22 protein-coding genes are annotated in these 24,152 nt (G+C 41.3%); 12 read left to right on the top strand and 10 right to left on the bottom strand.

Annotated elements, in window-relative coordinates:
* Positions 1-36: 36 nt before the first annotated feature.
* Positions 37-1,317, bottom strand: a complete 1,281-nt coding sequence (gene larC / locus NOS7524_RS07275) for a nickel pincer cofactor biosynthesis protein LarC (protein ID WP_015137837.1) — start codon at positions 1,315-1,317, stop codon at positions 37-39.
* A gap of 159 nt (positions 1,318-1,476) precedes the next feature.
* On the opposite strand from larC, the gene NOS7524_RS07270 reads away from it, so the two are divergent.
* From NOS7524_RS07270 to NOS7524_RS07260, 3 genes are all read left to right on the top strand, one after another.
* A complete protein-coding gene (locus NOS7524_RS07270; protein WP_015137836.1) occupies positions 1,477-2,136 on the top strand; it encodes an L-threonylcarbamoyladenylate synthase in 660 nt (219 codons plus the stop codon).
* A 339-nt stretch (positions 2,137-2,475) separates the two neighbouring features.
* On the top strand, positions 2,476-3,690 hold the full coding sequence (locus NOS7524_RS07265; protein ID WP_015137835.1) for a HetZ-related protein: 1,215 nt from the start codon (positions 2,476-2,478) through the stop codon (positions 3,688-3,690).
* A gap of 407 nt (positions 3,691-4,097) precedes the next feature.
* Positions 4,098-4,571 (top strand): PD-(D/E)XK nuclease superfamily protein, encoded by a 474-nt coding sequence (locus tag NOS7524_RS07260; RefSeq protein WP_015137834.1) that lies wholly within the window; start codon positions 4,098-4,100, stop codon positions 4,569-4,571.
* Here the strand turns inward: NOS7524_RS07260 and NOS7524_RS07255 are convergent, their stop codons facing one another.
* On the bottom strand, positions 4,572-5,405 hold the full coding sequence (locus tag NOS7524_RS07255) for a DNA adenine methylase (RefSeq protein ID WP_015137833.1): 834 nt from the start codon (positions 5,403-5,405) through the stop codon (positions 4,572-4,574).
* A gap of 291 nt (positions 5,406-5,696) precedes the next feature.
* On the opposite strand from NOS7524_RS07255, the gene NOS7524_RS07250 reads away from it, so the two are divergent.
* From NOS7524_RS07250 to NOS7524_RS28335, 3 genes are all read left to right on the top strand, one after another.
* Positions 5,697-5,903, top strand: a complete 207-nt coding sequence (locus tag NOS7524_RS07250; protein ID WP_015137832.1) for a DUF751 family protein — start codon at positions 5,697-5,699, stop codon at positions 5,901-5,903.
* Between the two features lie 120 nt (positions 5,904-6,023).
* Positions 6,024-6,419: a 30S ribosome-binding factor RbfA gene (gene rbfA, locus NOS7524_RS07245; RefSeq protein ID WP_015137831.1), complete on the top strand. Its 396-nt coding sequence runs from the start codon at positions 6,024-6,026 to the stop codon at positions 6,417-6,419.
* A gap of 956 nt (positions 6,420-7,375) precedes the next feature.
* The gene (locus NOS7524_RS28335; protein WP_015137830.1) at positions 7,376-7,612 is read left to right on the top strand and encodes a DUF4327 family protein; all 237 of its coding nucleotides are present in this window, start codon (positions 7,376-7,378) and stop codon (positions 7,610-7,612) included.
* A gap of 427 nt (positions 7,613-8,039) precedes the next feature.
* Here NOS7524_RS28335 and NOS7524_RS07240 read toward each other — a convergent pair whose 3' ends face one another.
* On the bottom strand, positions 8,040-8,387 hold the full coding sequence (locus tag NOS7524_RS07240) for a hypothetical protein (protein ID WP_041555222.1): 348 nt from the start codon (positions 8,385-8,387) through the stop codon (positions 8,040-8,042).
* A gap of 366 nt (positions 8,388-8,753) precedes the next feature.
* Between NOS7524_RS07240 and NOS7524_RS07235 the strand changes: the two genes are divergently transcribed.
* From NOS7524_RS07235 to NOS7524_RS28010, 4 genes are all read left to right on the top strand, one after another.
* Complete coding sequence (locus NOS7524_RS07235; RefSeq protein WP_015137827.1) at positions 8,754-9,656, top strand: cation diffusion facilitator family transporter; 903 nt, start codon at positions 8,754-8,756, stop codon at positions 9,654-9,656.
* Between the two features lie 453 nt (positions 9,657-10,109).
* A complete protein-coding gene (locus tag NOS7524_RS07230; RefSeq protein ID WP_015137825.1) occupies positions 10,110-12,362 on the top strand; it encodes a sensor histidine kinase in 2,253 nt (750 codons plus the stop codon).
* Between the two features lie 97 nt (positions 12,363-12,459).
* A complete protein-coding gene (locus NOS7524_RS07225) occupies positions 12,460-12,915 on the top strand; it encodes a response regulator (RefSeq protein ID WP_015137824.1) in 456 nt (151 codons plus the stop codon).
* 2 nt (positions 12,916-12,917) lie between these two features.
* Positions 12,918-15,620 (top strand): PAS domain-containing protein, encoded by a 2,703-nt coding sequence (locus tag NOS7524_RS28010; RefSeq protein WP_015137823.1) that lies wholly within the window; start codon positions 12,918-12,920, stop codon positions 15,618-15,620.
* Positions 15,621-15,641: 21 nt separating this feature from the next.
* On the opposite strand, the gene NOS7524_RS07215 is transcribed toward NOS7524_RS28010, so the two are convergent.
* The 5 genes from NOS7524_RS07215 to NOS7524_RS07195 all read right to left on the bottom strand — a co-directional run bounded on the left by NOS7524_RS07215 (position 15,642) and on the right by NOS7524_RS07195 (position 20,095).
* Entirely contained in the window at positions 15,642-15,932 is a 291-nt protein-coding gene (locus NOS7524_RS07215; protein ID WP_015137822.1) for a nucleotidyltransferase family protein, read from the bottom strand.
* A 158-nt stretch (positions 15,933-16,090) separates the two neighbouring features.
* Complete coding sequence (guaA, locus tag NOS7524_RS07210; RefSeq protein WP_041555611.1) at positions 16,091-17,713, bottom strand: glutamine-hydrolyzing GMP synthase; 1,623 nt, start codon at positions 17,711-17,713, stop codon at positions 16,091-16,093.
* 223 nt (positions 17,714-17,936) lie between these two features.
* A complete protein-coding gene (gene cbiD / locus NOS7524_RS07205) occupies positions 17,937-19,049 on the bottom strand; it encodes a cobalt-precorrin-5B (C(1))-methyltransferase CbiD (protein ID WP_015137820.1) in 1,113 nt (370 codons plus the stop codon).
* A 112-nt stretch (positions 19,050-19,161) separates the two neighbouring features.
* A complete protein-coding gene (locus tag NOS7524_RS07200) occupies positions 19,162-19,458 on the bottom strand; it encodes a DUF7734 family protein (RefSeq protein ID WP_015137819.1) in 297 nt (98 codons plus the stop codon).
* Positions 19,459-19,498: 40 nt separating this feature from the next.
* Positions 19,499-20,095 (bottom strand): DUF3177 family protein, encoded by a 597-nt coding sequence (locus NOS7524_RS07195; RefSeq protein ID WP_015137818.1) that lies wholly within the window; start codon positions 20,093-20,095, stop codon positions 19,499-19,501.
* Positions 20,096-20,222: 127 nt separating this feature from the next.
* Here NOS7524_RS07195 and NOS7524_RS29875 point away from each other — a divergent pair, with 127 nt between their 5' ends.
* A complete protein-coding gene (locus NOS7524_RS29875) occupies positions 20,223-20,399 on the top strand; it encodes a hypothetical protein (protein ID WP_015137817.1) in 177 nt (58 codons plus the stop codon).
* 124 nt (positions 20,400-20,523) lie between these two features.
* On the opposite strand, the gene NOS7524_RS07190 is transcribed toward NOS7524_RS29875, so the two are convergent.
* A complete protein-coding gene (locus NOS7524_RS07190) occupies positions 20,524-20,760 on the bottom strand; it encodes a Calvin cycle protein CP12 (protein WP_015137816.1) in 237 nt (78 codons plus the stop codon).
* Between the two features lie 391 nt (positions 20,761-21,151).
* Here NOS7524_RS07190 and NOS7524_RS07185 point away from each other — a divergent pair, with 391 nt between their 5' ends.
* Positions 21,152-22,363 carry an FIST signal transduction protein gene (locus NOS7524_RS07185; RefSeq protein WP_015137815.1) on the top strand — a complete coding sequence of 404 codons (1,212 nt, stop codon included), beginning with the start codon at positions 21,152-21,154 and terminating at the stop codon, positions 22,361-22,363.
* A 101-nt stretch (positions 22,364-22,464) separates the two neighbouring features.
* Here the strand turns inward: NOS7524_RS07185 and NOS7524_RS07180 are convergent, their stop codons facing one another.
* Complete coding sequence (locus NOS7524_RS07180; RefSeq protein ID WP_015137814.1) at positions 22,465-23,580, bottom strand: metallophosphoesterase family protein; 1,116 nt, start codon at positions 23,578-23,580, stop codon at positions 22,465-22,467.
* Between the last annotated feature and the right edge of the window lie 572 nt (positions 23,581-24,152).

Below are 24,152 nucleotides of genomic sequence, written 5' to 3'. Positions count from 1 at the left end.
AAACCTAGCTGACGCACCCTACATTTTGGAGATTTTTTATGGCTCTAAAGTGGATTGCCAACTGTGTAGTGCCATCTGGTGAATTTCCCGCCAAGGAAGATTGTATTTGCGGGCTAATTCTGCACAATCTTCATACTCTGGCTGGACGTTAGCAATGCGTTTATCTGATGATTGTCCTTGCCATGCTACTTTAATTCGTACAGTGCCGTATTTCGTTTCTATTGGTTGAATTTCTCTGGCTAAGATGTTCCGTTGCTGGGTAGTGCGACGGATGCCTAAAGTGGTGGTTTCGCGGAATAAAACTGCTTCACAATCGCTGAAGTTTTCTGGATGGCAAATCACGGTGAGTAGAATCCCTGGACGGGATTTTTTCATGCCTATGGGTTGGGTAAAGACATCCACAGCGCCAGCTACAAACAACGCTTCAAATACATAACCTATAGCCTGGGGATTTAAATCATCAATTTGAGTTTCTAGTACCGAGATAGTTTCTAAATTTGGGCTAGTTCCCGCAGAATCCATGAAATTTGACTGTGAGCTAGCACTTTCACCCAGCCACAGGCGTAGTATATTGGGAATAGGGAGATTGATTGTACCGGCTCCTAATCCTATCTGTTTGATGGTGATTGGTGGTGTTGCACCAAATCCTTTAGCTAAGGTAGTGGCGATCGCAGCTCCTGTTGGTGTCACCAGTTCCCGATCAATACCATTGCTATAAACAGGACAATTCCGCATTTCCCATAACTTCAAAACGGCTGGAACTGGTACTGCCATTTGGCCGTGGGCAGCGCGTACAGTTCCCCCACCCGTAGGAAATGCTGAACAATAAAGAAGGGGTAATCCTGCTGCATCGTTATCAATACCCAACCAATCTAAACCCAAGCAAGTACCGACAATATCCACAATGGCATCTACAGCACCCACTTCATGAAAATGTACCTTTTCTGGAGCAATCCCATGTACTGCGCCTTCAGCTACCGCTAATTGGCGAAATACTGCCAAACTCCAAGCCTCAGCCCGTGATGGTAAACCAGCTTGAAGAATCATCCGCTCAATTTCTGGCAAGTGACGGCCATGATGGTGTTCGTGGTGGTGATGATGGTCATGGTCATGCTCTACTAAATCTACATGGACTTTAGTCGCCTGCTGGCCATTTCTTTGCACCAGTTCCACTCTCAACTTATATTCTGGGGCAATTCCCAAATTATTGAGTTTTTCGGTTAAATATTCTAGGGGAACACCTAAACTCACCAAGGCTCCCAAGCACATATCACCAGAAATACCTGTTGGACATTGAAGATAAGCAATTTTGCTCATAAAGGTAGATTATTCAACTAAGTGTTTGCGTTACACAATTATTGTGATCTCACCTGTAACAGTCTATTTCTCTAAGTTAAGTCATTGCCCGTCTGTGTAAATATGTGCAACGCTTAAGTTTACATTTCCCTTGAACACCGACAGTAACCTCAAACTTTTATGGCAAAAATTATCGCCGTCCATCCGGAGAATCCCCAAAGCCGCAGAATAGAGGAAATAAGGGCAACGCTTTCTAGTGGCGCGGTTATGCTCTATCCTACAGATACAGTCTATGCGATCGGTTGTGATTTAAATGTCAAATCTGCGGTGGAACGAGTGCGTCAAATTAAGCAGTTAGCAAACGACAAACCACTCACATTTTTATGTCCTTCTCTTTCCAATGTAGCTACTTACGCTTTTGTGAGTGATACAGCCTACCGGATTATGAAGCGACTAATACCAGGAACATATACATTTTTGCTACCTGCTACTAAGTTAGTACCAAAACTGGTACAAAGTCCGAAACGCAAAACTACCGGGATTCGCGTACCGAATCACAACGTCTGTTTAGCATTACTGTCAGCTCTAGGAAATCCCATTATTTCGACTTCAGCACATCTGCCACCCGATGAAGTAGATAATGGCAAAGTCAGTTTACATTCAGAATTGAGATTGTCACGCGTGGAGCTATTTGATCGTTTGGATAAGTTAGTAGATGTAATCGTAGATACAGGTCAGGAACCAACATATGAGGTATCTACGATTTTAGACTTAACGGGAGATGAACCCATGATTACTAGACGGGGTTTAGGTTGGGAAGCAGTGTCAGCGTGGGTATAACAACTGAACTTCACAGGCTTCCCCGTCGGTTTCGGAATCATGTCACCAAAATACTCCAGTTTCGTGATTGTCATACCTACAAGAACTGGGAATAAAAACAAAGGAATGGCAGTGATTGAGACATATTAAGCTTTTTAGCGATTTTGAGGGCAAAGCAAATATGCTTGTGCTAACCTCGATTCGGTGTTCGTGAAAAAAGCGACACACTACCTTCTCTGTAACTTTTTTTGATTGTTTACAGTCTTATATATCAGCAGTGCTTGTGATGGGCGATTAAGTCTAAGTTCAGGTGCTGTCTAGGCATTGCGTTAAGGTGCAACACCACACCCAGGAAAATTCATGAAGCTAAACCTTGCAAATCTACCAACCTCCACATCTGCTTTTGTCAGTGAAGTAGTTACCGAAGCATTACCAGCTACAGAGACTCTGATACAACTGCTGTGTCAGGAAATGCAAGCTCAAGTCAAAGCATCTTCTCGGTGTATACAAGCTGTAGCTCAACGTATTGCTAAAGAAGTGCAACGTATTTGTGATAAAAGTTCGCGTATTCAAACATCTGGCCAAATTCAATCTTGGCAATTAACTTTGTCGCGCCATCGGCTGCAAAAATGCCTACATTATTACCAACTGGGTTCTAGGCGCGGACGGGTGGAATTACATAGTAGCTTGGGGGCGATGGTTTACCGTCATGTCACTATCCCTGGTTCTGAATTGGGATTTGATGGCCGTTATAGTTTGATTGAAGATTTTTTACAAGCGTTTTATATTGAAGCTATTAAAGCCTTTCGCCGAGAAAATGAACTGCCGGAAGATTACACCCCGCGCACTCAGTTGCAATTAGCTGAGTACATGGCGTTTACAGAGCAGTATGCCAAACGCCGCATTAATTTACCCGGTGGGAACAGCCAACAATTAATCATTTTACGCGCTCAAGGTTTTGCCCGTCGTCAGCCCCAAGAAACAGCTGTAGATATTGAAATGGCTGTAGAATCTGCCAAAGGAGAGGAGGCGGAATCTTACCAACGGAACTCGGCGGTACAACAAATTAGATCACAGATGATTGCTCAAGCGAATTTTGATCCATCGGAAGAATCAGAACGCGATCGCATCATCGCCGAATTAGTCAAATACTTGGAATCCCAAGGACAATCTGACTGTGTAGATTACCTCACCCTGAAGCTACAAGATTTGTCCGCGCCAGAAATTGACCAAATTCTCGGTCTTACCAGCCGTCAGCGCGATTATCTCCAACAGCGTTTTAAATATCATGTGCAGAAGTTTGCCAAACAACATCATTGGCAATTAGTGCATCAATGGTTAGGTGCTGGTTTGGAGCAAAAATTGGGCTTGTCTGCCCAGCAGTGGGAAACTTTTATCAGTACCCTATCATCCCAACAACAGCAATTATTAGAATTGAAAACTGCCAGACACAGTGATCAAGCGATCGCCAAAGCCCTCAAATGCACCCCCAAGCAACTACAAAAGCGTTGGACTCAATTGCTAGATATGGCTTGGGCAATGCGTAATGGTAATACTGAAGTTCAAACAGATTAAAAGATTATTTGTGTAGGTAGGTGACAGGTGACAGGTGACAGGTGGCAGGTGACAGGTGACAGGTGACAGAAAGGAAAGAGTATCAGGTGTACTGACATTTTTATGCGCCGCCCACAAAAATCAAATATGATTCCTATATATTTAATTAGTGTTCTGCTCCTGAGATACAGAAATTGTTATCAATAAATGACATAATTTTCTAACATTTTTATGCTCATTTTTTAGTACCATTGTACTAATTTAGGCGATAAATCTACAGCAGTGTTTGAATTAGTGAAAAACAACTTGTTTGACTTCTGACTTCTAAATTCTGCTGTATTAAAAATTCATATTAAGTAATTGTCGATTTGCGATCGCTTCCGTGAAATCCTAGAATCAGTGGGATTTTTGTCAAGGGATTGCGGATCATGAAGACTCCAGGCGCACGAGCAAATCAGTCAGGCAAGATTTTAGAAAGTAATGTTGATGCGGTATTAACTGCTTATGAATATTTTCAAGTCGGTGATCATGTCACCGCAGAATATTTACTCAATGCTAGCTTATTAAAAAAACGCTACGCCAAACAAGTTTATATTGGTAATGGCATTTATGAAACATCTCTAAAAGTTGACTTCTATGTGGTAGGTTTGCCTGTCAGTTCTGCGGGATTAATTATTGAATGTAAATGGCAAGAAAGTGGTGGTTCTGTGGATGAAAAGTTTCCTTATTTAAACTTGAATATTCAAGAATACTATCCAGCCCCAACGATTGTTGTGATTGGAGGTGAAGGCATGAGAGAAGGCGCAATTAAATGGTTAAAACAACAAGTTAATTGTAATCATAACTTATTAGCGGTGCATACTCTAGATAGATTTATTGCCTGGGCTAATAAAAATTTTTAGTTAATATGACGTAATTAATAATTCTTTAATCATCCCTCTTTTTTGAGTATTAGAATTAATTGAACGTGCGGCTTCTATTGAATAAATATTAAAATTAATTTGTTTATATAATTTTATAATAAATTCAGAATCAGAATTACATACCACTACTTTGACACCACGGCTAGCTAATTCGGCGCAAGTATTCCGCAAGCGTTCTTGGTCTTTCTCACTAAAAGAATTTTGGCTGTAACCAGTAAAATAACTGGTATTACTTATGGGATGATAAGGCGGATCACAAAAAACAAAATCATCACTGCTAGTGGCATAATTGAGGATATCTGTAAAATCTGCTTGTTTAATCTCTGATGTTGCCAGTGCTACAGAAGCGGCTCGCAGTAAACCTTCTGGACAAATATTAGGGTTTTTATATCTGCCTAAAGGTACGTTAAATTTCCCTTGAGAATTTACTCGATATAGCCCATTGTAACAAGTCTTATTTAAATAAATAAATCTAGCCGCTTGTTCTAAATCATTATTACTAGGATTAGCCCTGATGTAGTAATAGTAATCTCTATTATGTTGAGTTTTATGCTCTTGTAAAAGACAAATTAATTCCTCAACATGATCCCGAACACAGCGATAAGTTGTAATTAATTCAGCATTGATATCAGTTAATCTAGCCTTGATGGGTTGCAAATGAAAAAACAAAGCGCCACCACCGAGGAATGGCTCATAGTAAGTCTGATAACCTTTGGGTAAATAACGAATATATTGAGGAATTAATCTACTTTTACCCCCAGCCCACTTTAAAAAGGGACGGGGGCAAGTTTTGTTAGGGACTTGACTTACCATTGCACTAAAAATTACCTATAGGCTACTAAATATAACGTCAGAATTCAAAATATAGAATACATGAGTCAGAATAATTCAAGAATCTGGAAAAAATTCAATTGATGAATATGCTAGTGATACCAAACTCAGAGAAATTCTGAATTTTGACGATTGAGTGCTGAATTCTCAGAATATAACAAACGCAGCATATTTTAGATAATTGCGTAGATTTACAGCAGTATAGATTACAATAAGGGGGATAAAGCTGATCAAAACAAACGTTTAGTCTATAACAAGGCAGTCTCAATTAAAATGTTTGACGGATTTTGGGATAACGTTTTTCGCTACCCCCGCTACTTGATTACTATCGTATTAGGTATTATGCTCAACACCTTTGAGCCACTATTCCCACTATTAAAACGTCCAGTAACCTTAGTTGCTGTTTTGGGTTTAGCGATCGGGGGCTTGGCATTCGTCACGTTTACTTTACGGGCAATGTTGGGCTTGAGTACAATCTAGATTAAGACTATACTGTGGCTTGGTCTCAAGGACAGGGTTTGTGATATGAGCCTCAAGTGCTGTCCTCTCCAACCAAAATTAATTGTTGTTATCTAACCTCTGTGGGGAGGTAGGATTTATATGGCTACAAATCGCCGCGTTTCCCGTGTTGCCGAATTGATTAAGCGGGAAGTTAGCCAAATGCTGATTCATGGGATTAAGGATGATCGTGTTGGTACAGGAATGGTTAGTGTAACTGACGTTGATGTTTCTGGGGATCTCCAACACGCCAAAATCTACGTCAGTATATATGGTACAGAGGAAGCCAAGGCCGAAACAATGGCTGGACTGAAATCAGCCACAGGTTTTGTCCGTAGCGAACTAGGGGCGCGAGTACGGTTACGTCGCACTCCTGAAGTGATTTTTATCGAAGATCGTTCTATTGAGCGAGGAACTAAAGTGTTATCACTATTAAACAAACTCCAGGATGAGCGGCACGATACTACGGATAACAGTGATGAACAACTTTCAGAATAAGTAACCTCTGCCACAATGTCCCCAGAGAACAATTAATCTCCGCATAATCCGCCAACCATTTAACAGACGTGACTAGCTCGCGTCTGTTTCTATGTAGGGAGTGGGGAGTGGAGAGAAATGAGGAAAGTCTTCTAGCTGATGCCCCATAACTAATATTAGGGGTGAGAACCCCTAAAGCTTGGGTGGATAAAAATGTTACGATTCGGTAACAAATTTACCTCCTGATAACTTCACTGACAGCAAAAACCACTAATTCAATAAAACTTCATAATTATGCTGACATTTACTTACGTAAATAGATGTTATGGAATGATGACTTAAGTCGTAATCGCAACATTGAACGCTTCCCAGGTACTTCTCAAGTTGGATATGCCTTGATTTAGCTACTGTTACTCTAGAAACATCTGGTTTCAACCTGTGACAGATGATTATTTCTCCGAATCAGTTAGTCAGCAACACGGTTTTTAAAAGAAATGATTAACTTATGCCAACTTCCTAGTCTTCCTAATGTACGGTAGCCCTTAACTTGAAAACATCTGCAACCGTTGATAAATTTGCGTTTGCTAGAAATTACGATTTGGTTCAGCCATGAATAAATCTCCATATTTCTAGAGATAGTTCTACTGTGATGATTTTGTGTTTTAGGTATGTGCTTTATGAACTGTTCTTCTCGCCTACCCAATTGTGCTTAAAGCTTCCAACAGCTTCAGCTTAAGGGCTTTGGCATCCACAATGAATTTTCTCCTCGGTTGAAAATACTACACTATGTCCCTAATGTCAGGAAAACTTGACATTTTTAACATTTATTTACATAATTTTAGGGTGTGTAGCGTCAAAATGAAATAAGTTCCGTATAGCAAACTACAAAAACCTAAGCGCAAGTCTCATCCCTGTTATGTTTGTTCCCCATAATTAGTGGGAACACTATTTACGTGTAAATTTTGTGAGTAAAAACCATGAGTGTGAATACGGTGCCATCTTTAAATTACTATTCTCTAGATGTAATTCAGGACGAAGCACGCCGACTGGTACAAAAAGGAATGGTTAGCCGACAGCAGCCAATATATACACTCTGTCAATACATTCCGGCGAGAGAGTGGGTTTGTGTGGAATGTGAGTTGGAGAAGTGCGATTTCTTGTTACGCGATCGCATTGGCGACCTCATCGGTCGTGAACAATGGGATAATGACTAATTCAAGATGATTCAATGGTTGATTTCAGATTTTGGAGCCACTGCATCCCCAAGAGAAGTCTGTAGCCTGATCCCGCAAATGCAGAGGCTTCTTCCCATGTAAACTTCCCTGTGGGACGTTACGCCAGCGAAGGGTGATTTGCATGATTGGGATCTGATTTTGGTTGACTGGATTTAAAAACGATAGGTTGATTGTCTAAGCTGAGGGGATATTCTCTGGTTTTGATAGTTTTTTCCCGCTCTAGAATCTCTGATTTCCCATTGACCATAAAGTTTTTAAGTCTGATTTGTAAAGCTTTTCAGATAAAAAAACCAATAGAAAAAAGTTTTTGTATAGATCCGGTGTTTTAGCTTTAAGTATTCTATGTAAATTCACGACCGGAGCAGTTTAACCTAAACAACTGCTCCGGTAATTTATTTTTGAACCTTTATCCCACTTGCTCTAAATATTGGTTAACGTCTTCAATCACCCGCGTCAATTCAGCTTCTGTAGTTAAACGGATGTTGAGATCACGCACGGTAAGTAATACTTTGGCAGCAAAAGGGGTAGGCCAGATATTAGGGTTGCAGAAAATTTCTAAAAATACCTCGCCAGTGTGACGATATTCTAATGGTGGTTGCGGAGAGGCTTTGCCAGAAGTAGGTTTTGCAGCCACCGCTTTGAGGCGTTCCATCAGTTGAGCGATCGCGGCTTTTAATTCCTGTGCTGCTTGGGGGGAAAAACTGAAAGACACAGAACCTTCAACTAGGTTCAGCGTCATAGGCGTGGAAGACATAGGCTATTGATGAAACCTGATTAATAATTACCTATGTTACTGGAATAGACACTCAAGCCCAAACGCATAATTTTGACAGAGGCGGAATTTCTCTGGCTTTGTTTCCGTGCAGAGACAAGAAAAATTCATAAAATATCTTGCCTATTAATGCTAAAAATATGCTTTTATCTCCTATATTCTTACCAAGATTTATCTAGGTTGTAGCAATTTTAATTTAAAATTAATCTCAATAAATTTGGGATATTCTATATACCTATAGCGATATCTAATCTTTACTGTGTAAGACTTTGACACATTTGTCTTGTATTTAAACCTTTACATTAGAAGTACACTTAGAAGTCATAGAAGAGAGTATTAAAATTATCTATGACCTACGATAACCGTGCTGAAGTAAGAAAGGTTTTAATCATTACCCTACTGCTCAACTTGTTGGTGATGGGACTAAAAGCATTTGTAGGGTACATGACAGGTTCTCTGAGCTTGTTGGCTGATGCTTTGCATAGCGTGACAGATAGCGCCAACAATATTTTAGGATTAGTTGCCAGTAGGTTTTCTTCGCCATATCCCGATCGCGAGCATCCTTATGGACACCACAAGTTTGAAGCTGTGGGAGCTTTGGGAATCGCGGCGTTTTTGGGAATTGCTTGTTTTGAAATTCTCCAAGGTGCGATTGAGCGCATTCTTAAAGGTGGTGAACCTGTGAGAATTTCACCGCCTGAGTTGTGGTTATTGCTAATTGTTTTGGGTGTGAATATCTTTGTCGCCTTTTATGAACGTAGTGTCGGTAAGCGGGTAGGTAGCCAAATTTTAATCGCTGATGCTACCCATACGATGAGTGATGTGTGGGTAACAATCTCAGTTATCGGTGGTTTGATAGGGGTTTGGTTAGGTTATCAATGGCTAGATATAGTGTTGGCTTTTCCGGTGGCATTGTTGGTATTTTGGAGTGGTTGGTCAGTTTTAAAAGAAAATTTACCTTGGCTTGTGGATCACATGGCGATCGCACCGGAAGCAATACACGCCATTGCAACTGCTGTGCCTGGGGTAATTAACTGTCATGACATTGCCTCACGGGGTGTTCTCGGCCGTCAAGTTTTTATGGAAATGCACTTAATAGTTGATGCGCCAGATGTGGAAACGGCTCATCGCATCACTGAAGAAGTAGAACGCCAAATAGAAGCACGCTTCAGTCCGGTGAGGATTGTCATTCATGTCGAGCCACCAACATATCAGTCGGAAAATATTAGCTTTGAGTCAGGAGCGAAATAGTTAGGGTAGGTAGAGGCGAATAGAAGTTGAGGTTTTTAACCCGCTTTCATGAGTACAGGTAAAAATAGTAGCGATCGCCTAGATTCAACCTTCCCTCATAGAATCAGGCGACCGACCAAATAATTTTACGTTGTATTAATCAGCTAAAATATCTACGCTCTAATTCAATCTTTTAAAAATCACCAGTGTAATTGACTTATCTTAATAAAACTTTATTTTTATAAAAATTGCCATAAACGGAGATTTACATATAAAAATAGGAGATTTAATAGAATTTAAACTAACTTATTGCCATAAACAAGATTCAGGAGTGCAGGTATGATTAATCATATTTACACTAATTGTTATGCTGAGAATGTAAACTGTTGTGAATTAAAATCAGCAGGAGTGCTAGACCCACAAATATAGACTGTCATATTACAGGTAGATTAAAGTCAGCATGAGGACTGAAAGGTGAATACTAACGATATTACAATTCCATTTCCGGTTGACCTCAGCAACTGTAATAAAGAGCCAATTCATATTCCTGGCTATATTCAGCCTCATGGTGTTCTTTTTGCCTTAGAAGAATCAGAATTGACGATTTTACAAGTTAGCAATAATACCTTTGATTTACTGGGCATACATCCAGCACAATTACTCAATCAAAGTCTAGACTGCTTGCTGGAAACAGAACAAATTAATTTATTGAAAGATTGTTTATTACATGAAGATTTACCAATTATCAATCCTATTGAATTCAGCATAAAAGTTTCTGAAAATCTTGTGAACTTTGATGCTATAATTCATCGGTCTAATGGTTTTCTAATTTTAGAATTAGAACCTAATTTATCTGAAAAAAACAATGCTTTTTTCAAGTTTTATCACTTGGTAAAGCTATCAATGTTGAAAATTCAAAGCGCAGTTAATGTCACTGAACTTAGTCAAATATTAGCTAAAGAGGTGAAAAAGATTACTGGTTTTGATCGAGTGATGGTTTATCGCTTTGATGAAGATTGGCACGGTAAAGTGATTGCTGAAGAAAAGCCCGAATATCTCACATCCTACTTAGGTTTACATTATCCGGCATCTGATATTCCGCCACAAGCTAGAAAGCTCTATACTGAAAACTTGCTCAGACTGATACCAAATGCTAATTATCAACCAGCAGCGATTTTACCTACAAATAACCCCTTAAATAACCAACCTTTAGATTTAAGTGGAGCAGTGTTGCGGAGTGTCTCGCCATTACATATTGAATATATGCAGAATATGGGCGTGACGGCTTCTATGTCCATTTCTATTATGAAAAACAAGAAGTTATGGGGGTTAATTGCTTGCCATCATCAATCACCGAAATATATTCCTTATGAAATGCGTAGTGCTTGCGAATTCTTAGGGCAAATAACTTCTGTAGAGATGAGTGCTAAAGAAGAGAGCGAATATGCAGAGGCAAAAATTCAAGCTAAATCCGTGCATAGCAAGTTAGTAGAATATATGTCAGTAGAAAATAATTTTATTGACGGGTTAATCAAATATAAACCGAATATTCTTAACTTAGTTAATGCAGAGGGTTCTGCCATTTGTTTTAATGGTCAATATTTTATTGTTGGTAACACTCCTACAAAAGAAGATATTCATGATTTAGTAGAGTGGATTAATCAAAACATCCATGAAGAAATTTTTTACACCGATTCCTTAGCAACAGTTTATCCAGATGCAGAAAAATTACGAGATGTAGCTAGTGGTTTAATTGCACTTTCTATTTCTAAAACTCAAAAAAACTATGTTTTATGGTTTCGTCCAGAGGTAGTGCGAACTGTCAATTGGGGCGGTAATCCTCATAAACCTGTAGAAGTACAGTCAAATGGTGGTGTGCGTCTATCACCCCGTAAATCTTTTGAGTTGTGGAAAGAGACGGTACTGTTGAAGTCACTACCTTGGCAGTCTTATGAAGTGAATGCAGCACTGGAGTTGAGAAATGCCATTATTGGGGTTGTGCTACGCAAGGCGGATGAACTAGCACAATTAAATATTGAATTAGAACGCAGCAATAAAGAATTGGATGCTTTTGCTTACATTGCATCTCACGATTTGAAAGAACCACTACGGGGGATTCATAATTACTCTAATTTCCTCATGGAAGACTATGGTGATACCCTCAATGAAGAAGGCAAAGAAAAATTAAGGACTCTGATTCGTTTAACGCAACGCATGGAGGATTTAATTGATTCACTGCTGCATTTTTCACGGTTGGGAAGAGCTGATCTTTCCATGCAGCCGACTAACTTAAATGATGTAGTGCATCGTATTTTAGATATGTTAAGCGCCCGCATTGAGGAGTCAGGGGTGGAAATTCGTATTCCTCGACTACTACCGACAGTTGAGTGCGATCGCATCCAGATTGGCGAAGTCTTTAGTAATTTAATTGTTAACGCCATTAAATACAACGATAAAGCCGATAAATGGATTGAAATTGGTTATCTAGACATTCTGCCAAGACCAATCACATTCTACGTACAAGACAACGGCATTGGCATTCGCGAAAAACACTTTGAGTCAATTTTTCGTATATTCAAACGATTACACGGGCCAAATAAATATGGTGGTGGTACAGGAGCCGGACTTACCATAGTCCGAAAAATTGTAGAACGGCATGGCGGTAAAATTTGGGTGGAATCAAATTATGGTCAAGGCAGCATTTTTTATTTCACATTGGAGAGTTAATAGGCAATAGGCAATAGGCAATAGATTCTCCCCTGCTCCCCCTACTTTCCCAATACCCAATCCCCAATCCCCAATCCCCATCCCCCATCCCTTGCCCATGATTGGCAACACTGCCCAACCTTTACTCGTAATTGAAGACAGCGATGAAGACTTTGAAGCACTGTGGCGCATCATGCAGAAAGAAACGGTGTTAAACCCGATTTTTCGTTGTCGAGACGGGGATGAAGCCCTAGATTTTCTTTACCATACAGGAGATTACAGTGACCCCAAAACCGCCCCGCGTCCCTCAATTATTTTGCTGGATCTTAATTTACCAGGAACCGATGGGCGGGAAGTCATAGCCCAAATCAAGCAAGATCAAGACCTGAAATCTATACCTATAGTTGTGCTGACGACATCTTCTAACCCCAAAGATATTGAAATATGTTACCGATACTGTATTGCTAGTTATATCCTGAAACCAATTGATATCAATCGACTGGTAAAAACAATTCAAACCTTTTTAATTTATTGGCTGGATATCGTAATTCTTCCTGATGCTCTTAGCAAGTAGTTATGGCGCAACCGCTAACACTTTTAATTATTGATGATTCTCCTGAAGACCGGGAGGTTTATCGTCGCTATCTCCAGCAAGACCAAGAGCATTGCTATACCATTATTGAACAAGAATCGGGAGAAGAAGCGTTGGCATTATGTCAGCAGTTTTCACCTGATGGAATTTTACTCGACTTTTTATTACCAGACATGGATGGGCTGGAATTCTTGGCGGAACTCCAAAAGTTTGTTAAGAAAACTATGCCAGCTGTAGTCATGTTGACGGGTTACGGTAATGAAGAGGTTGCTGTGCAAGCGATGAAAAGTGGTGTCCATGACTATCTAGTGAAAGGACAAACAACCGCAGAGCGTTTGCGCTCTACTCTCCACTCAGCTATTACAAAAGCACATTTAAGTAAAGAGCTACACCGCAGTGAGAAACAGCTGCGGGAAAGTCAGAAGTTTATTGAACGCATTGCTGAAACAACTCCAGGGGTTTTATATGTTTATGACCTAGTTGAACAACGGAATGTTTATCTTAATGGTCAGGTGGCGAGCCTGTTGGGTTATTCTCCGGAATTAATTCAAGCTTGGGGTCAAGAATTCCTAGCTCAATTTATGTACCCGGATGACTTTGCTCAACTTCCCAGTGTATTCCAACGATTTAACTCGGCTGCGGATGGCGACGTTCTCGAACATGAGTACCGAATGCGACACGCCAACGGCCAATGGCGGTGGTTTTGTAGTCGTAATTCCATATTTACCAGGAATGCTGACGGTTCGCCTCGCCAAATAGTGGGTACAGCTTTTGATATCACCGATCGCAAGCAAGCAGAAAAAGAATTACGTTCTAGTAATGAACGTTTTCATCTGGCAGCCTCAGCCGTTAATTCTCTTATTTATGACTGGGATGTTGAGACAGATCAAGTTACGAGAACTGAAGGATTAACGCGGATTTTAGGCTACTCCTTAGAGGAAGCAGAACCTACCTCTCAATGGTGGCAAGAGCGAATTCATTCTGATGATCTAGACCTTGTAGTACAAAAATTCCAGAGTATTTTTGCCAAACAAAATCAGTATGCAATCGAGTATCGAGTCCGTCACAAGAATAATCAGTATATTTATGTTTTGGATCAGGGATTAATTACTAGAAATCAACTAGGGGAGCCAGTACGAGTAGTTGGAAGTACAACAGATATTAGCGATCGCAAGTACGCCGAAGTTGCATTACGTCAAAGCGAAGCCAAATTTCGCCGCATTGTGGAATCTAATATAGTCGGCATTTATTTCGGTGACTTCAGTGGAAGGATATACGAAGCAAACGATGCTTTTTTAGAAATGTTGGGCTATACTCGTGCAGAATTAGAGGCCGGAAACCTGCGTTGGGATAGGATGTCACCACCAGAATACCAAGACCTCGACCAGAAAAAAATTCAAGAATTGCAAATTGGTGGAGCTTGTACCCCGTTTGAAAAGGAGTATTTTCACAAAGATGGTACTCGTGTTCCGGTATTAGTAGGAATTGCTGAAATTGAAGGTAGAGAGGAAGAAGGCTATGCTGTCTGTTTTGTACTTGATATTACCCAACGTCAACGCGCTGAGACAGCTTTACGCCAAAGTGAAGAACGCTACCGTTATTTATCTAATGCCATACCCCAACTTGTCTGGATTTCAAATGTCAAAGGCGAATGCGTATATGTCAATCAACGATGGTGTGAATTCACTGGGATGACGACTGAGCAGATAAGCGGTTTCGGTTGGCAAACAATCATTCATCCTGATGATATCGAGTCAGTTATGCGGGAATGGATGACTGCGATGCAAACAGGAGAACCTTACGAACAGGAACTACGTTATCAAAAATATGATGGCAGTTATCGTTGGCATTTAGCCAGAGCCGTCCCTATCAAAAATGAGCAAGGACAAATTGTCGAGTGGTTCGGCACAAGTACAGATATCGATGATTACAAACAGTTAGAAGCGGAACGTGATCGACTGTTACAACTAGAAAAAGCCGCGTGTGCGGAAGCTGAGTCTGCTAATCGGACTAAAGACGAGTTTGTGGCTATGGTATCTCATGATTTGCGATCGCCACTGAATGCTATTCTCGGTTGGGCGCAATTGCTACGACATCGCCAGTTTGACGAAACTAATTTTCTCCGAGCCTTAGAAACTATTGAACGCAATGCCCATGCTCAGGGAAAACTCTTGGAGGACTTGTTAGATATATCACGTATCCTCAGAGGTAATTTACAGTTAGAACTAAATCAAGTTAATTTGGCGGCAATTATCGGCGTGGCAATTGAGACGGCGTACCCATCAGCCAATACTAAAAATATTATTTTAGAATCTGTGTTAGATCAATCAGTGCCAACTATCACTGGTGATGTCAACCGCTTGCTACAAGTTTTAGGCAATCTTCTCTCCAATGCCATTAAGTTCACTCCAGATGAGGGACAAGTCACAGTCCAGCTATTACGTAAAGAGTCTGAAGCGTACATTACTGTCACTGACACAGGTATGGGTATTGATCCAGAGTTTTTACCCTACGTCTTTGAACGTTATCGTCAGGCAGAACGTCACCATAAACAAGGGGGCTTAGGACTAGGTTTAGCGATCGCTCGTCACATAGTAGAACTGCACGACGGTACAATTAACGTCACCAGTCCTGGTGAAGGAAAGGGGGCTACTTTTACCATTGAATTACCGTTACAGCAATTATAGTCTGGTAAAGGCAATCATCCTTCATAGAACCACTGCTTCCTTTAATACTTTTTCTTTGATGTACTCATGCAGAGTCTCTGGTTCAGTTACATCTACCTTGCGTCCCAACAACTCTTCTAATGATTGCATCAAAGCAATTTGGTCTAATAAAGTTCTTTGTGGTTCAAGTTCCACCAAAAAATCTACATCACTGTCTGGCCTTGCTTCGCCCCTAGCCACTGAGCCAAACACCCGTATATTATACGCACCGTACTGAGCGGCAATCCTGAAAATGTCATTCCGATAGGCTTTTAGTATTTCATCAATTCCCATAACCTAAGACCTGAAGTTTGTGGGGTATGTCTATACTCTAGCTTTGCATTGTCAGCAAATTCATACGGTAGAGAACAACTCAAATTTAAATAGCCTCAAAACAAATAAGGTGGGCAATGCCCACCCTACTTAATATTGATTGACTATGAAATTACGAATTATTCCCACTCGATGGTTCCAGGTGGCTTAGAGGTAATATCGAACACCACGCGATTCACGCCTTTCACCTCATTAACAATGCGGTTGGAAATCACTTCCAGCACATCGTAAGGTACACGCGCCCAATCGGCTGTCATACCATCTTCGCTCTTGACAATTCGCAGCACAATCGGGTAAGCATAGGTGCGTTGATCACCCATTACGCCTACACTGCGAATCGGCAACAAGACAGCAAACGCTTGCCAGTATTCATGATACAAACCGCGTTGGTTGATTTCTTGCCGTACAATCAAATCAGCATCGCGCAGAATGTTCAACCGTTCGGCGGTGACTTCACCCAAGATGCGAATTGCTAAACCAGGGCCGGGGAATGGTTGCCGTTGGACAATCTCTTCTGGTAAACCAATGGAACGTCCCACTTTGCGGACTTCATCTTTAAATAATTTCCGCAGGGGTTCGACCAATTTGAATCTTAAGTCTTTAGGCAAACCACCGACATTATGATGGCTCTTAATTTTCACTGCTACCCGTTCCCCAGTTTGAGGATCAACATTGGTATCAGCAGATTCAATTACGTCTGGATATAGAGTACCTTGAGCTAGATAGTCAAAAGGTCCAAGATTTTTAGATGTTTCTTCAAATACCTGGATGAATTCATGCCCGATGCGACGGCGCTTTTCTTCGGGGTCTGTGACTCCAGCCATCATTGCCAGGAAGCGATCGCGGGCGTTAACATACTCTACGGGAATGTGAAACTGTTCTTGGAACAACTTCACTAACCGTTCCGGCTCATACTTACGCATAAAGCCTTGGTCAATAAACACACAGGTTAGCTGATCACCAATCGCCTTGTGTAGCAAGAAGGCTAGGGTAGAAGAATCTACTCCGCCAGACAAAGCCAAAAGTACGCGCTTATCCCCAACTTTGGCGCGAATCTCCCGAATTGCTTCTTCCACAAAGGCGGCTGTTGTCCAGGTGGGTTCACACTCGCAAATATGATAAACAAAGTTGCGAATTAGGGCTAAACCACCGATGGAATGTACTACTTCGGGGTGGAACTGTACACCATACAGCTTTTTGTCGTGGTCAGCAATGGCAGCACAGGGGGTATTTTCTGTATGGGCTAGCAATTCAAATCCTGGTGGCATTTTGGTGACAGAATCACCGTGACTCATCCACATAGTCGTGCCATCTTCGACGTTAGTGAGTAAGTCTGTCGGATCATCTATATATAGTGCTGCTTTGCCGTATTCACCTCGGTCAGCTTGTGCTACTTCCCCGCCGAGTTGGTTCACCATTAGCTGCATACCGTAGCATACACCTAACATGGGAACTCCCAAATTCCAAATTTCTGGGTCACATTGGGGAGCGCCATCAGTATAAACTGAGTTGGGACCGCCAGAAAGGATAATGCCTTTAGGACTCAGTTTGCGTAATTGCTCTGCGGTAGTGCGATAAGAAAGAACTTCCGAGTATACTTGAGTCTCGCGGATACGGCGAGCAATCAGTTCAGAATATTGAGAGCCAAAGTCTAAAATGACGATGATTTGACGCTCAAGCCGCCCAAACTCTTCTACTGCTTGCGGGGCTTGTTCGGTTGGTAGAGTCACCACTGTATTCATCATGGGGGAAAGTGCAAGTTTTAGTAGATGGTCGCTCTGTGTTCTAGGTGTTTTACCGTTTTTTCTGCTTGGTTAGACAGAAAACGGTAGATGAGACTGTGACAAACGCTAGGTAGAATAGGTTTGCTTGGTCAATATTTGAGGTATTAAAAGGTATAAATTACCCTAGGGTGGCTACTGAAAAAGTTATTTATTTGGTTTATTTATGATTATTCATATTAAATTAACATAAATTTCCAATTAAGTTACAAGCTGTTTTGCTCTTTACGATAATTTTGCGATCGCGATCAAATAAAATCGATCCACAGACGGTCATGGCTTGGCCTGTACTGCTGTGACTTTGCATATATTCTTGGCAACGAGCATCGATAGTTTCGGCGATCGCATTGTAAACTTGGTTCACCCAATCACTACCTGTAGCACTATCTAAGGTTCTTAAATGTTTTAGTGCGGCTTCTGCTGTCGGGCTGTGAAATACTATTTCTATATCTTCTTGGCTTAATCCTGCTAAAGCACAGTGGGCTGCCAAAATTTCCCGTCTCCCATCAGCTAAGTGATGGTGGGTGTGAAAAATCCCGCCAGCCAGCTTCATCAACTTACCGTGATAGCCGAACAATAAGATTTCTTTAACCCCCAACCTATCGGCTTCGACTAACATTGGCCCCAACCAATTAGCAGTTTTTACCAATTTCTCAGGGTTAATACCGATTTTTCTCGCTAAATCTAAGCCATTCTCGCCAATGCAAAATACCAGACTGTTAAAACTACTGGCTTGTTGCTGTAATTGTGTGCGAAAAGTTTCTAATTGCTCAGGTGTACTTAAAGGCTGAGAAATTCCAGTTGTTCCCAGTAAGGAAAGTCCTTCCACCACACCAAAGGCAGCGTTAGAGGTACGAACTGCGAGCGATCGCCCTTCTGGTAAGATAATAGTCACCGTAATTTTTTCTGCTGGTGCTAGTAATCGAGACAAATTCTCTTGCAGCAACCTGCGAGCATAACCATAAATAGCTGCTTGATTATCTGCATTCAGCTGCTTACCAATTCCCTCACCACCCTGAATAGTGACTTGCTCACCTGCACCCGGACTCCATGACACCAACGCCCAAACCGGAGTATTTTTAGTCAAATCCAGATTATCACCCGGATCACTGCGCGTGATTGCCAAAGCCATATTTTCAGATAATCCTGCCACCTGTTCTACAGGAATATCTGCTGTTTGTGCAGGCGTAATTAAATCTATGCTCGCCACTTGTAAAGGTTGACGGTGACGTAACCAATGCAAAGCTGCCACAGCACTAGCACAGGCAAAAACAGGTAAAGTATATCCAGAAGTCATGAGTTATTAGTTGGTAGGCAATAGGCAATAGGCAATAGGCAATAGGCAAGAGTTATTAGTTTTTCTCCTCTGCTCCTCTGCTCCTCTGCTCCCTCTGCCCCCCCATCTCCCCCTACACCCCTACTTCCAAAAGTAGAACCTGCATCGCTTCCCACGAAATTTGTCTTTCGATATAACGGGGGTTTTCAGGATTATAGGGGCTAGCTATCCGGTCAATACCCAGAATTGTTGCTTCATCTGGGATGACTGGGACTTCAGGATCAAATGCAGTTGGACGCATCAAAGAACTGGAAAACCCTTTGAAAATCGCTACCTTATCTTGCTCATCCGCGATTTCTACTGTCACCAGTAGGACTTCTTGCGGGCGTTTGTTGGTGTATTGTTCTAGTCGCTTGCCAATGGAACTCATCTTAGAAACTTGAAATTTAGAATTGCAGCGCAGCGACAGTTTACTGTTGTGTTGCCGAGCGTCCCTGCTTGCCCAGCTTAACGAGGACAAAGTAGCTTAAGTAAAGTACATAAATTACTAAGCCGACTATACCCAAAAAGCCTAACATTGTGTGTTTACTATTGTGATGAAAATACTCTTTAAATAGCAATGGAGCTTCAAACCAGACAAGACACTCAGGAGTTTTGAGCGCAGTGCTAGAAAAGGCACAACTCACAAAAGGCACAAAAGCTATTGCACCTAAGATACAATAAAATGTGATAGCCCAGCGCCAAGATCTAAAGGTTAACTTTAAAGGGCTACTTGGTAAATATTCAATTTCATCATTGAGATCCACCCAGAACCAGAGGGAAATAGGAATGAGAATCAATCCTATCAATCCAGAAATAAAGCTGATGGGGTATTGAGCAATCATCAAATAAATCGTGATGGCTAGTAGACTGGAGACTCGCCAATAGATCATCAACAGTCTTTGTATCGCTTCCGATTTCTGCACATAAGCCCAAATCAACAAAATGATGGGAATGAGCATGAGAAATAATACTGCCAATCGGTAGTCTATCCAGACTAACTGACGAAACCAAACTTCATTTTGCATAGTTCTTGTCAGACTTTCAATATATATTTACGTTAAAAGCTACTCTGGCAATAGAGGCAATCCCTATCAATAAATTTAGGGCTACACCTATACTTTGCAGGATTTGAGATGGTGTGAGTTGAGCGTCATGACTTTGGATGTTACATCTGCTGCCATCATGATCCTCAAGTTGCACTGTGTTTTTGAGAAAAAAAACAAGCAACTCACAGAGCCTGAACATAAATATTTTGCACCCACTGTAGCAAATTCCGGTAGACTTGCTGCATCTACACTTTGGCGACAAGCTTGTTACGCTTATTCATGAGTGCTGAGTAAAAATCCCAGTCCCCAGTCCCAAAGGGTAGCGTAAAAAGTACACAGGTGAAAAATATTTGTCAACAACTTCTGGTTGCTTGCGTGTCAGATCAAAAAAAGTCTAGACTTAATTTTTATTCATCATAAACTCGGCATTCAGCTGCTTCTGGGTTGTCATCGCAGTATTGTTCTAGGGAATTTTTGGGCTTGTTTTGGCGTTGGTGTGAGGCTTCAGCTTGCAATTCTTCAACTGCATCCCAAGCCGCAGCACACTCGGCTGAGTTGCTACCTGAGAGATCACAGACAGCACGGGCTTGTTCTACTTCTGCTTCAATTTGGTTTTGTAAGTTGTTTGCTTGAGTATCGGTCATTGCTTTAGTCTCGTTGTGTGATGTTAGTACCAGTATAGAAAAGTTTCAAAAATTGCTAGTGTTTTGTTCAATCAATCACCATTTTACCCAATAAGCTGAATCAACCAATGTTAAAGCCTCATGTATTGATAACAATTACAACAATCTGTGAAATCTGTACTAGATTCCTATTTATCTTTTAAGATTTGATAGAGTCGGCGCTGCAAAAACCTAACAATACACTATATTGGGTGCATCTACTAGGAAATACTACACTTAGTTTACTGGGTGAGCAATACCTGAACTATTGAGGGAAACTTTGGTTTAAATTTCAGTGGTTCGGAGGATGCCATTCTTCCCAGGATAGAAATCAAAAACTACTGGCCACAAAAGAAAAAGAAGCCCAAAACTCATGGCAGATCATATGCAGTGGGCAAATGCCCTATCAACCCGTCCTTCCTTAGAAGCAGCTGTAGCAGAGGTGGTACAACGTACTGTCTCGTTGTTAACAGCACCTGCGGATTTGGGGCTGGTGTTCATTTCTTCTGCTTTTGCCAGTGAGTATTCTAGGGTGTTGCCCTTGTTAGCTGAAAAACTTTCTGTACCTGTGTTGATTGGGTGCAGTGGGGGTGGTGTCATTGGAACTGGAGCTAGTGGACAAACCCAAGAATTAGAAGCAGAAGCAGCCCTCAGCTTGACTTTAGCCCATCTACCAGGGGTAGATTTACAAGTTTTTCATGTTGTTGCTGAAGATTTACCTGATTTGGATAGTCCGCCAGATGCTTGGATTGATTTAATTGATGTAGAACCATCGGCAAAACCCCAGTTTATTTTGCTCTCTAGTGCTTTTTCTTCAGGCATCAACGATTTATTGCAGGGGTTAGATTTTGCTTATCCTGGCTCGGTGATTGTGGGAGGACAAGCCAGTGCTGGGGGTTTGGGGGGTCGTCTGGCTTTGTTTTGTAATGATACTCTCTATCGTGATGGGACTGTGGGTTTGGCTTTGAGTGGCAATATTGTTTTAGAAACGATTGTGGCGCAAGGATGTAAACCTATTGGTGAGCCACTACAAGTTACTAAGGCTGATCGGAATATTATTTTGGAAATCGATGAGAAAGTACCTTTGGTAGTGTTGCGAGATTTGATTGCTAGCCTGAGTGAAAAAGAGAGAATGTTGGCACAGCATTCTTTGTTTGTGGGTGTAGCAATGGATGAATTTAAACTGTCTTTGCAACAGGGTGATTTTTTAATTCGCAGTATTTTAGGTGTAGATCCAGCCGGAGGTGCGATCGCTATTGGTGATCTTGTCCGTCCAGGCCAGCGTTTACAATTTCACTTAAGGGATGCTCAAGCCTCTGCTGATGATTTGAAGTTCCTTCTAGAACGGTATCAACAACAAGGCTCTCCATCTGCTGCGGCTGCTTTAATGTTTTCCTGTGTGGGACGTGGTGAAGGATTGTACGGCAAACCCAATTTTGATTCTGAGTTATTTAATAGTTACCTCCCAGCTATCCCTGTGGGTGGCTTTTTCTGCGGTGGCGAAATTGGCCCAGTTGGGGGTAGAACTTTTCTACATGGTTACACCTCAGTGTTTGGGATTTGTCGGGAAATGGCGGGGGATTAGGATGAGGGGGATGAGGAGGATGAGGAGGATGAGGGGGATGAAAGATAATCATGCTTCTATCTCCCCCTACTTCCCCATCTCCCCCACTTCCCCATCTCCCCCTACTTCCCCATCTTGTCTAAAAGCAGGGTGCTGTTGTTATCGATGAATGCAGGGCTACCTGTGTGAGCGATCGCACCATAAGCTTGAATGTAGTGGCGCACTTTTTGGGGAAAATGGGGATAATCTAACATGGCATCACCATCAGCAATGGTTGCCCAAAAATCTCGCAGGCTCGGTGCTAGTTCTTGTGCCTGATTAACTGGTAAATTTAATGGCGGTAGCGTCAGTAATTTTACTAAAAAAGGAAAGGAGCGATCGCCCATCCATTGCTTTGATAAGTGTTGCAAGTTAGGGAAATTCGGTACTGACTCTACGCGGTGAGACAGAATTTGCAACCATTCCTTACCCTGTTGATTGCGATGAAACTCTAACACACGGTAAGGATGAGGATAGCTAACTAAAGAACCAGTGGTAATATCATATACTCCATCATCACAAGCCACATCTTGGACGTGTAAATGTCCTGTAAATACTAGCCTGACTCCATAGCGTCGGAGTAGCTGCAATAATTCCGGGGCATTTGCCAACATATAACGATTGGCCATAGGATGCCGGGATTGATGAGGTAAATGTTCCACGACATTGTGATGTATCATTACTAACACCAGTTCGTCTTTTACTGATGCTAGTACCTCTTCTAACCATCTCAGTTGTTGGCTATCCAAACGCCCTATTTGTTCACCCTGTTCATTAAAACAGTTAGAATTTAACCCAATTAATCGCACTCCAGGTAACAATTGCTGAGTGTAATAAAGTTGGTTGGTATTGTCATAGCCGAACTTGCGATAATATTGGGGAAAATCGTTATAGGCGATTGATTGCTCATTGGCTCTCAGCACAGGAACATCATGATTACCAGGGACAACATAAGCGGGAAAAGGTAGTTTCGCTAAACGTTCTTGTAACCAAAGGTGATTCTCTGGTTCACCGTGCTGTGTTAAATCTCCAGGCAGTAAAATAAAATCTAAATCAAGTTGTGTTAAATGTTCTATGGCACTGTCAAAAGCGGGAATACTTACTTCCACTAAATGAAATCGGCTAGGGTGATCCCAGATAGTGTGAGGAAGGGCGATGTGTAAATCGCTGACGACGGCAAAACGAAAGTTTAGCACCATTGATTTCAGAAAATTGTTAAAAACGGTAGTTAAAGTAACACTTTTTCCAAAAGTATAACCTCTGCTTTGGCAATCTGCGTAGGATTGCCTATTGATTGGGGATTGGGGACTGGGAAGAGGGAATATGAGGTGTATGGAATTTTTTTAAATTAAATATGATTCCTATATACTTAATATTTGTATACAATTAGCCGATGGAATATACACTAAGAGGATGTTTGAAAAGTTCTTAATGATGTATCAAATACTTTTAGATCCCCCTAAATCCCCCTTAAAAAGGGGGACTTCAAGAAGTTTTCCCCCCTTTTTCAGGGGGGTTAGGGGGGATCAATAAGTGCCTAAAGTCACAGCCAACCACTTTTCAAACAACCTCTAAGGAATTTTTGCTGATGTGCAATATTCACATCAGAAATATATGATGTTTGACTTTGATTTGTGAACTTAATTGTTAGTAAGTCGGCGCGAATAAATCGAACTATGTTAAGCAATGTAAAATTAGTGGAATTGAGTTCGTAGTAAGGACTTTAGTCCTTTTTTTAGGACTAAAGTCCTTACTACCAACCTGGAATTAT

The organism is Nostoc sp. PCC 7524 (genome assembly GCF_000316645.1).
Classification (GTDB): Bacteria; Cyanobacteriota; Cyanobacteriia; order Cyanobacteriales; family Nostocaceae; genus Trichormus.
Note: the sequence above shows the minus strand (reverse complement) of the source record. Positions and strands in the feature narration are given on the sequence as shown.

What these genes read in the sequence shown, in the direction of transcription:
- NOS7524_RS07180 (WP_015137814.1), bottom strand. Translation starts at nt 23,580, where the DNA reads ATGGTGCTAAACTTTCGTTTTGCCGTCGTCAGCGATTTACACATCGCC.
- NOS7524_RS07200 (WP_015137819.1), bottom strand. Translation starts at nt 19,458, where the DNA reads ATGAGTTCCATTGGCAAGCGACTAGAACAATACACCAACAAACGCCCG.
- larC (WP_015137837.1), bottom strand. Translation starts at nt 1,317, where the DNA reads ATGAGCAAAATTGCTTATCTTCAATGTCCAACAGGTATTTCTGGTGAT.
- NOS7524_RS07250 (WP_015137832.1), top strand. Translation starts at nt 5,697, where the DNA reads ATGTTTGACGGATTTTGGGATAACGTTTTTCGCTACCCCCGCTACTTG.
- NOS7524_RS07215 (WP_015137822.1), bottom strand. Translation starts at nt 15,932, where the DNA reads ATGGGAATTGATGAAATACTAAAAGCCTATCGGAATGACATTTTCAGG.
- NOS7524_RS07185 (WP_015137815.1), top strand. Translation starts at nt 21,152, where the DNA reads ATGGCAGATCATATGCAGTGGGCAAATGCCCTATCAACCCGTCCTTCC.
- NOS7524_RS29875 (WP_015137817.1), top strand. Translation starts at nt 20,223, where the DNA reads ATGACTTTGGATGTTACATCTGCTGCCATCATGATCCTCAAGTTGCAC.
- NOS7524_RS07240 (WP_041555222.1), bottom strand. Translation starts at nt 8,387, where the DNA reads ATGTCTTCCACGCCTATGACGCTGAACCTAGTTGAAGGTTCTGTGTCT.
- guaA (WP_041555611.1), bottom strand. Translation starts at nt 17,713, where the DNA reads ATGAATACAGTGGTGACTCTACCAACCGAACAAGCCCCGCAAGCAGTA.
- NOS7524_RS28335 (WP_015137830.1), top strand. Translation starts at nt 7,376, where the DNA reads ATGAGTGTGAATACGGTGCCATCTTTAAATTACTATTCTCTAGATGTA.
- NOS7524_RS28010 (WP_015137823.1), top strand. Translation starts at nt 12,918, where the DNA reads ATGGCGCAACCGCTAACACTTTTAATTATTGATGATTCTCCTGAAGAC.
- NOS7524_RS07190 (WP_015137816.1), bottom strand. Translation starts at nt 20,760, where the DNA reads ATGACCGATACTCAAGCAAACAACTTACAAAACCAAATTGAAGCAGAA.
- cbiD (WP_015137820.1), bottom strand. Translation starts at nt 19,049, where the DNA reads ATGACTTCTGGATATACTTTACCTGTTTTTGCCTGTGCTAGTGCTGTG.
- NOS7524_RS07195 (WP_015137818.1), bottom strand. Translation starts at nt 20,095, where the DNA reads ATGCAAAATGAAGTTTGGTTTCGTCAGTTAGTCTGGATAGACTACCGA.
- NOS7524_RS07235 (WP_015137827.1), top strand. Translation starts at nt 8,754, where the DNA reads ATGACCTACGATAACCGTGCTGAAGTAAGAAAGGTTTTAATCATTACC.
- NOS7524_RS07270 (WP_015137836.1), top strand. Translation starts at nt 1,477, where the DNA reads ATGGCAAAAATTATCGCCGTCCATCCGGAGAATCCCCAAAGCCGCAGA.
- NOS7524_RS07265 (WP_015137835.1), top strand. Translation starts at nt 2,476, where the DNA reads ATGAAGCTAAACCTTGCAAATCTACCAACCTCCACATCTGCTTTTGTC.
- NOS7524_RS07225 (WP_015137824.1), top strand. Translation starts at nt 12,460, where the DNA reads ATGATTGGCAACACTGCCCAACCTTTACTCGTAATTGAAGACAGCGAT.
- NOS7524_RS07260 (WP_015137834.1), top strand. Translation starts at nt 4,098, where the DNA reads ATGAAGACTCCAGGCGCACGAGCAAATCAGTCAGGCAAGATTTTAGAA.
- NOS7524_RS07255 (WP_015137833.1), bottom strand. Translation starts at nt 5,405, where the DNA reads ATGGTAAGTCAAGTCCCTAACAAAACTTGCCCCCGTCCCTTTTTAAAG.
- rbfA (WP_015137831.1), top strand. Translation starts at nt 6,024, where the DNA reads ATGGCTACAAATCGCCGCGTTTCCCGTGTTGCCGAATTGATTAAGCGG.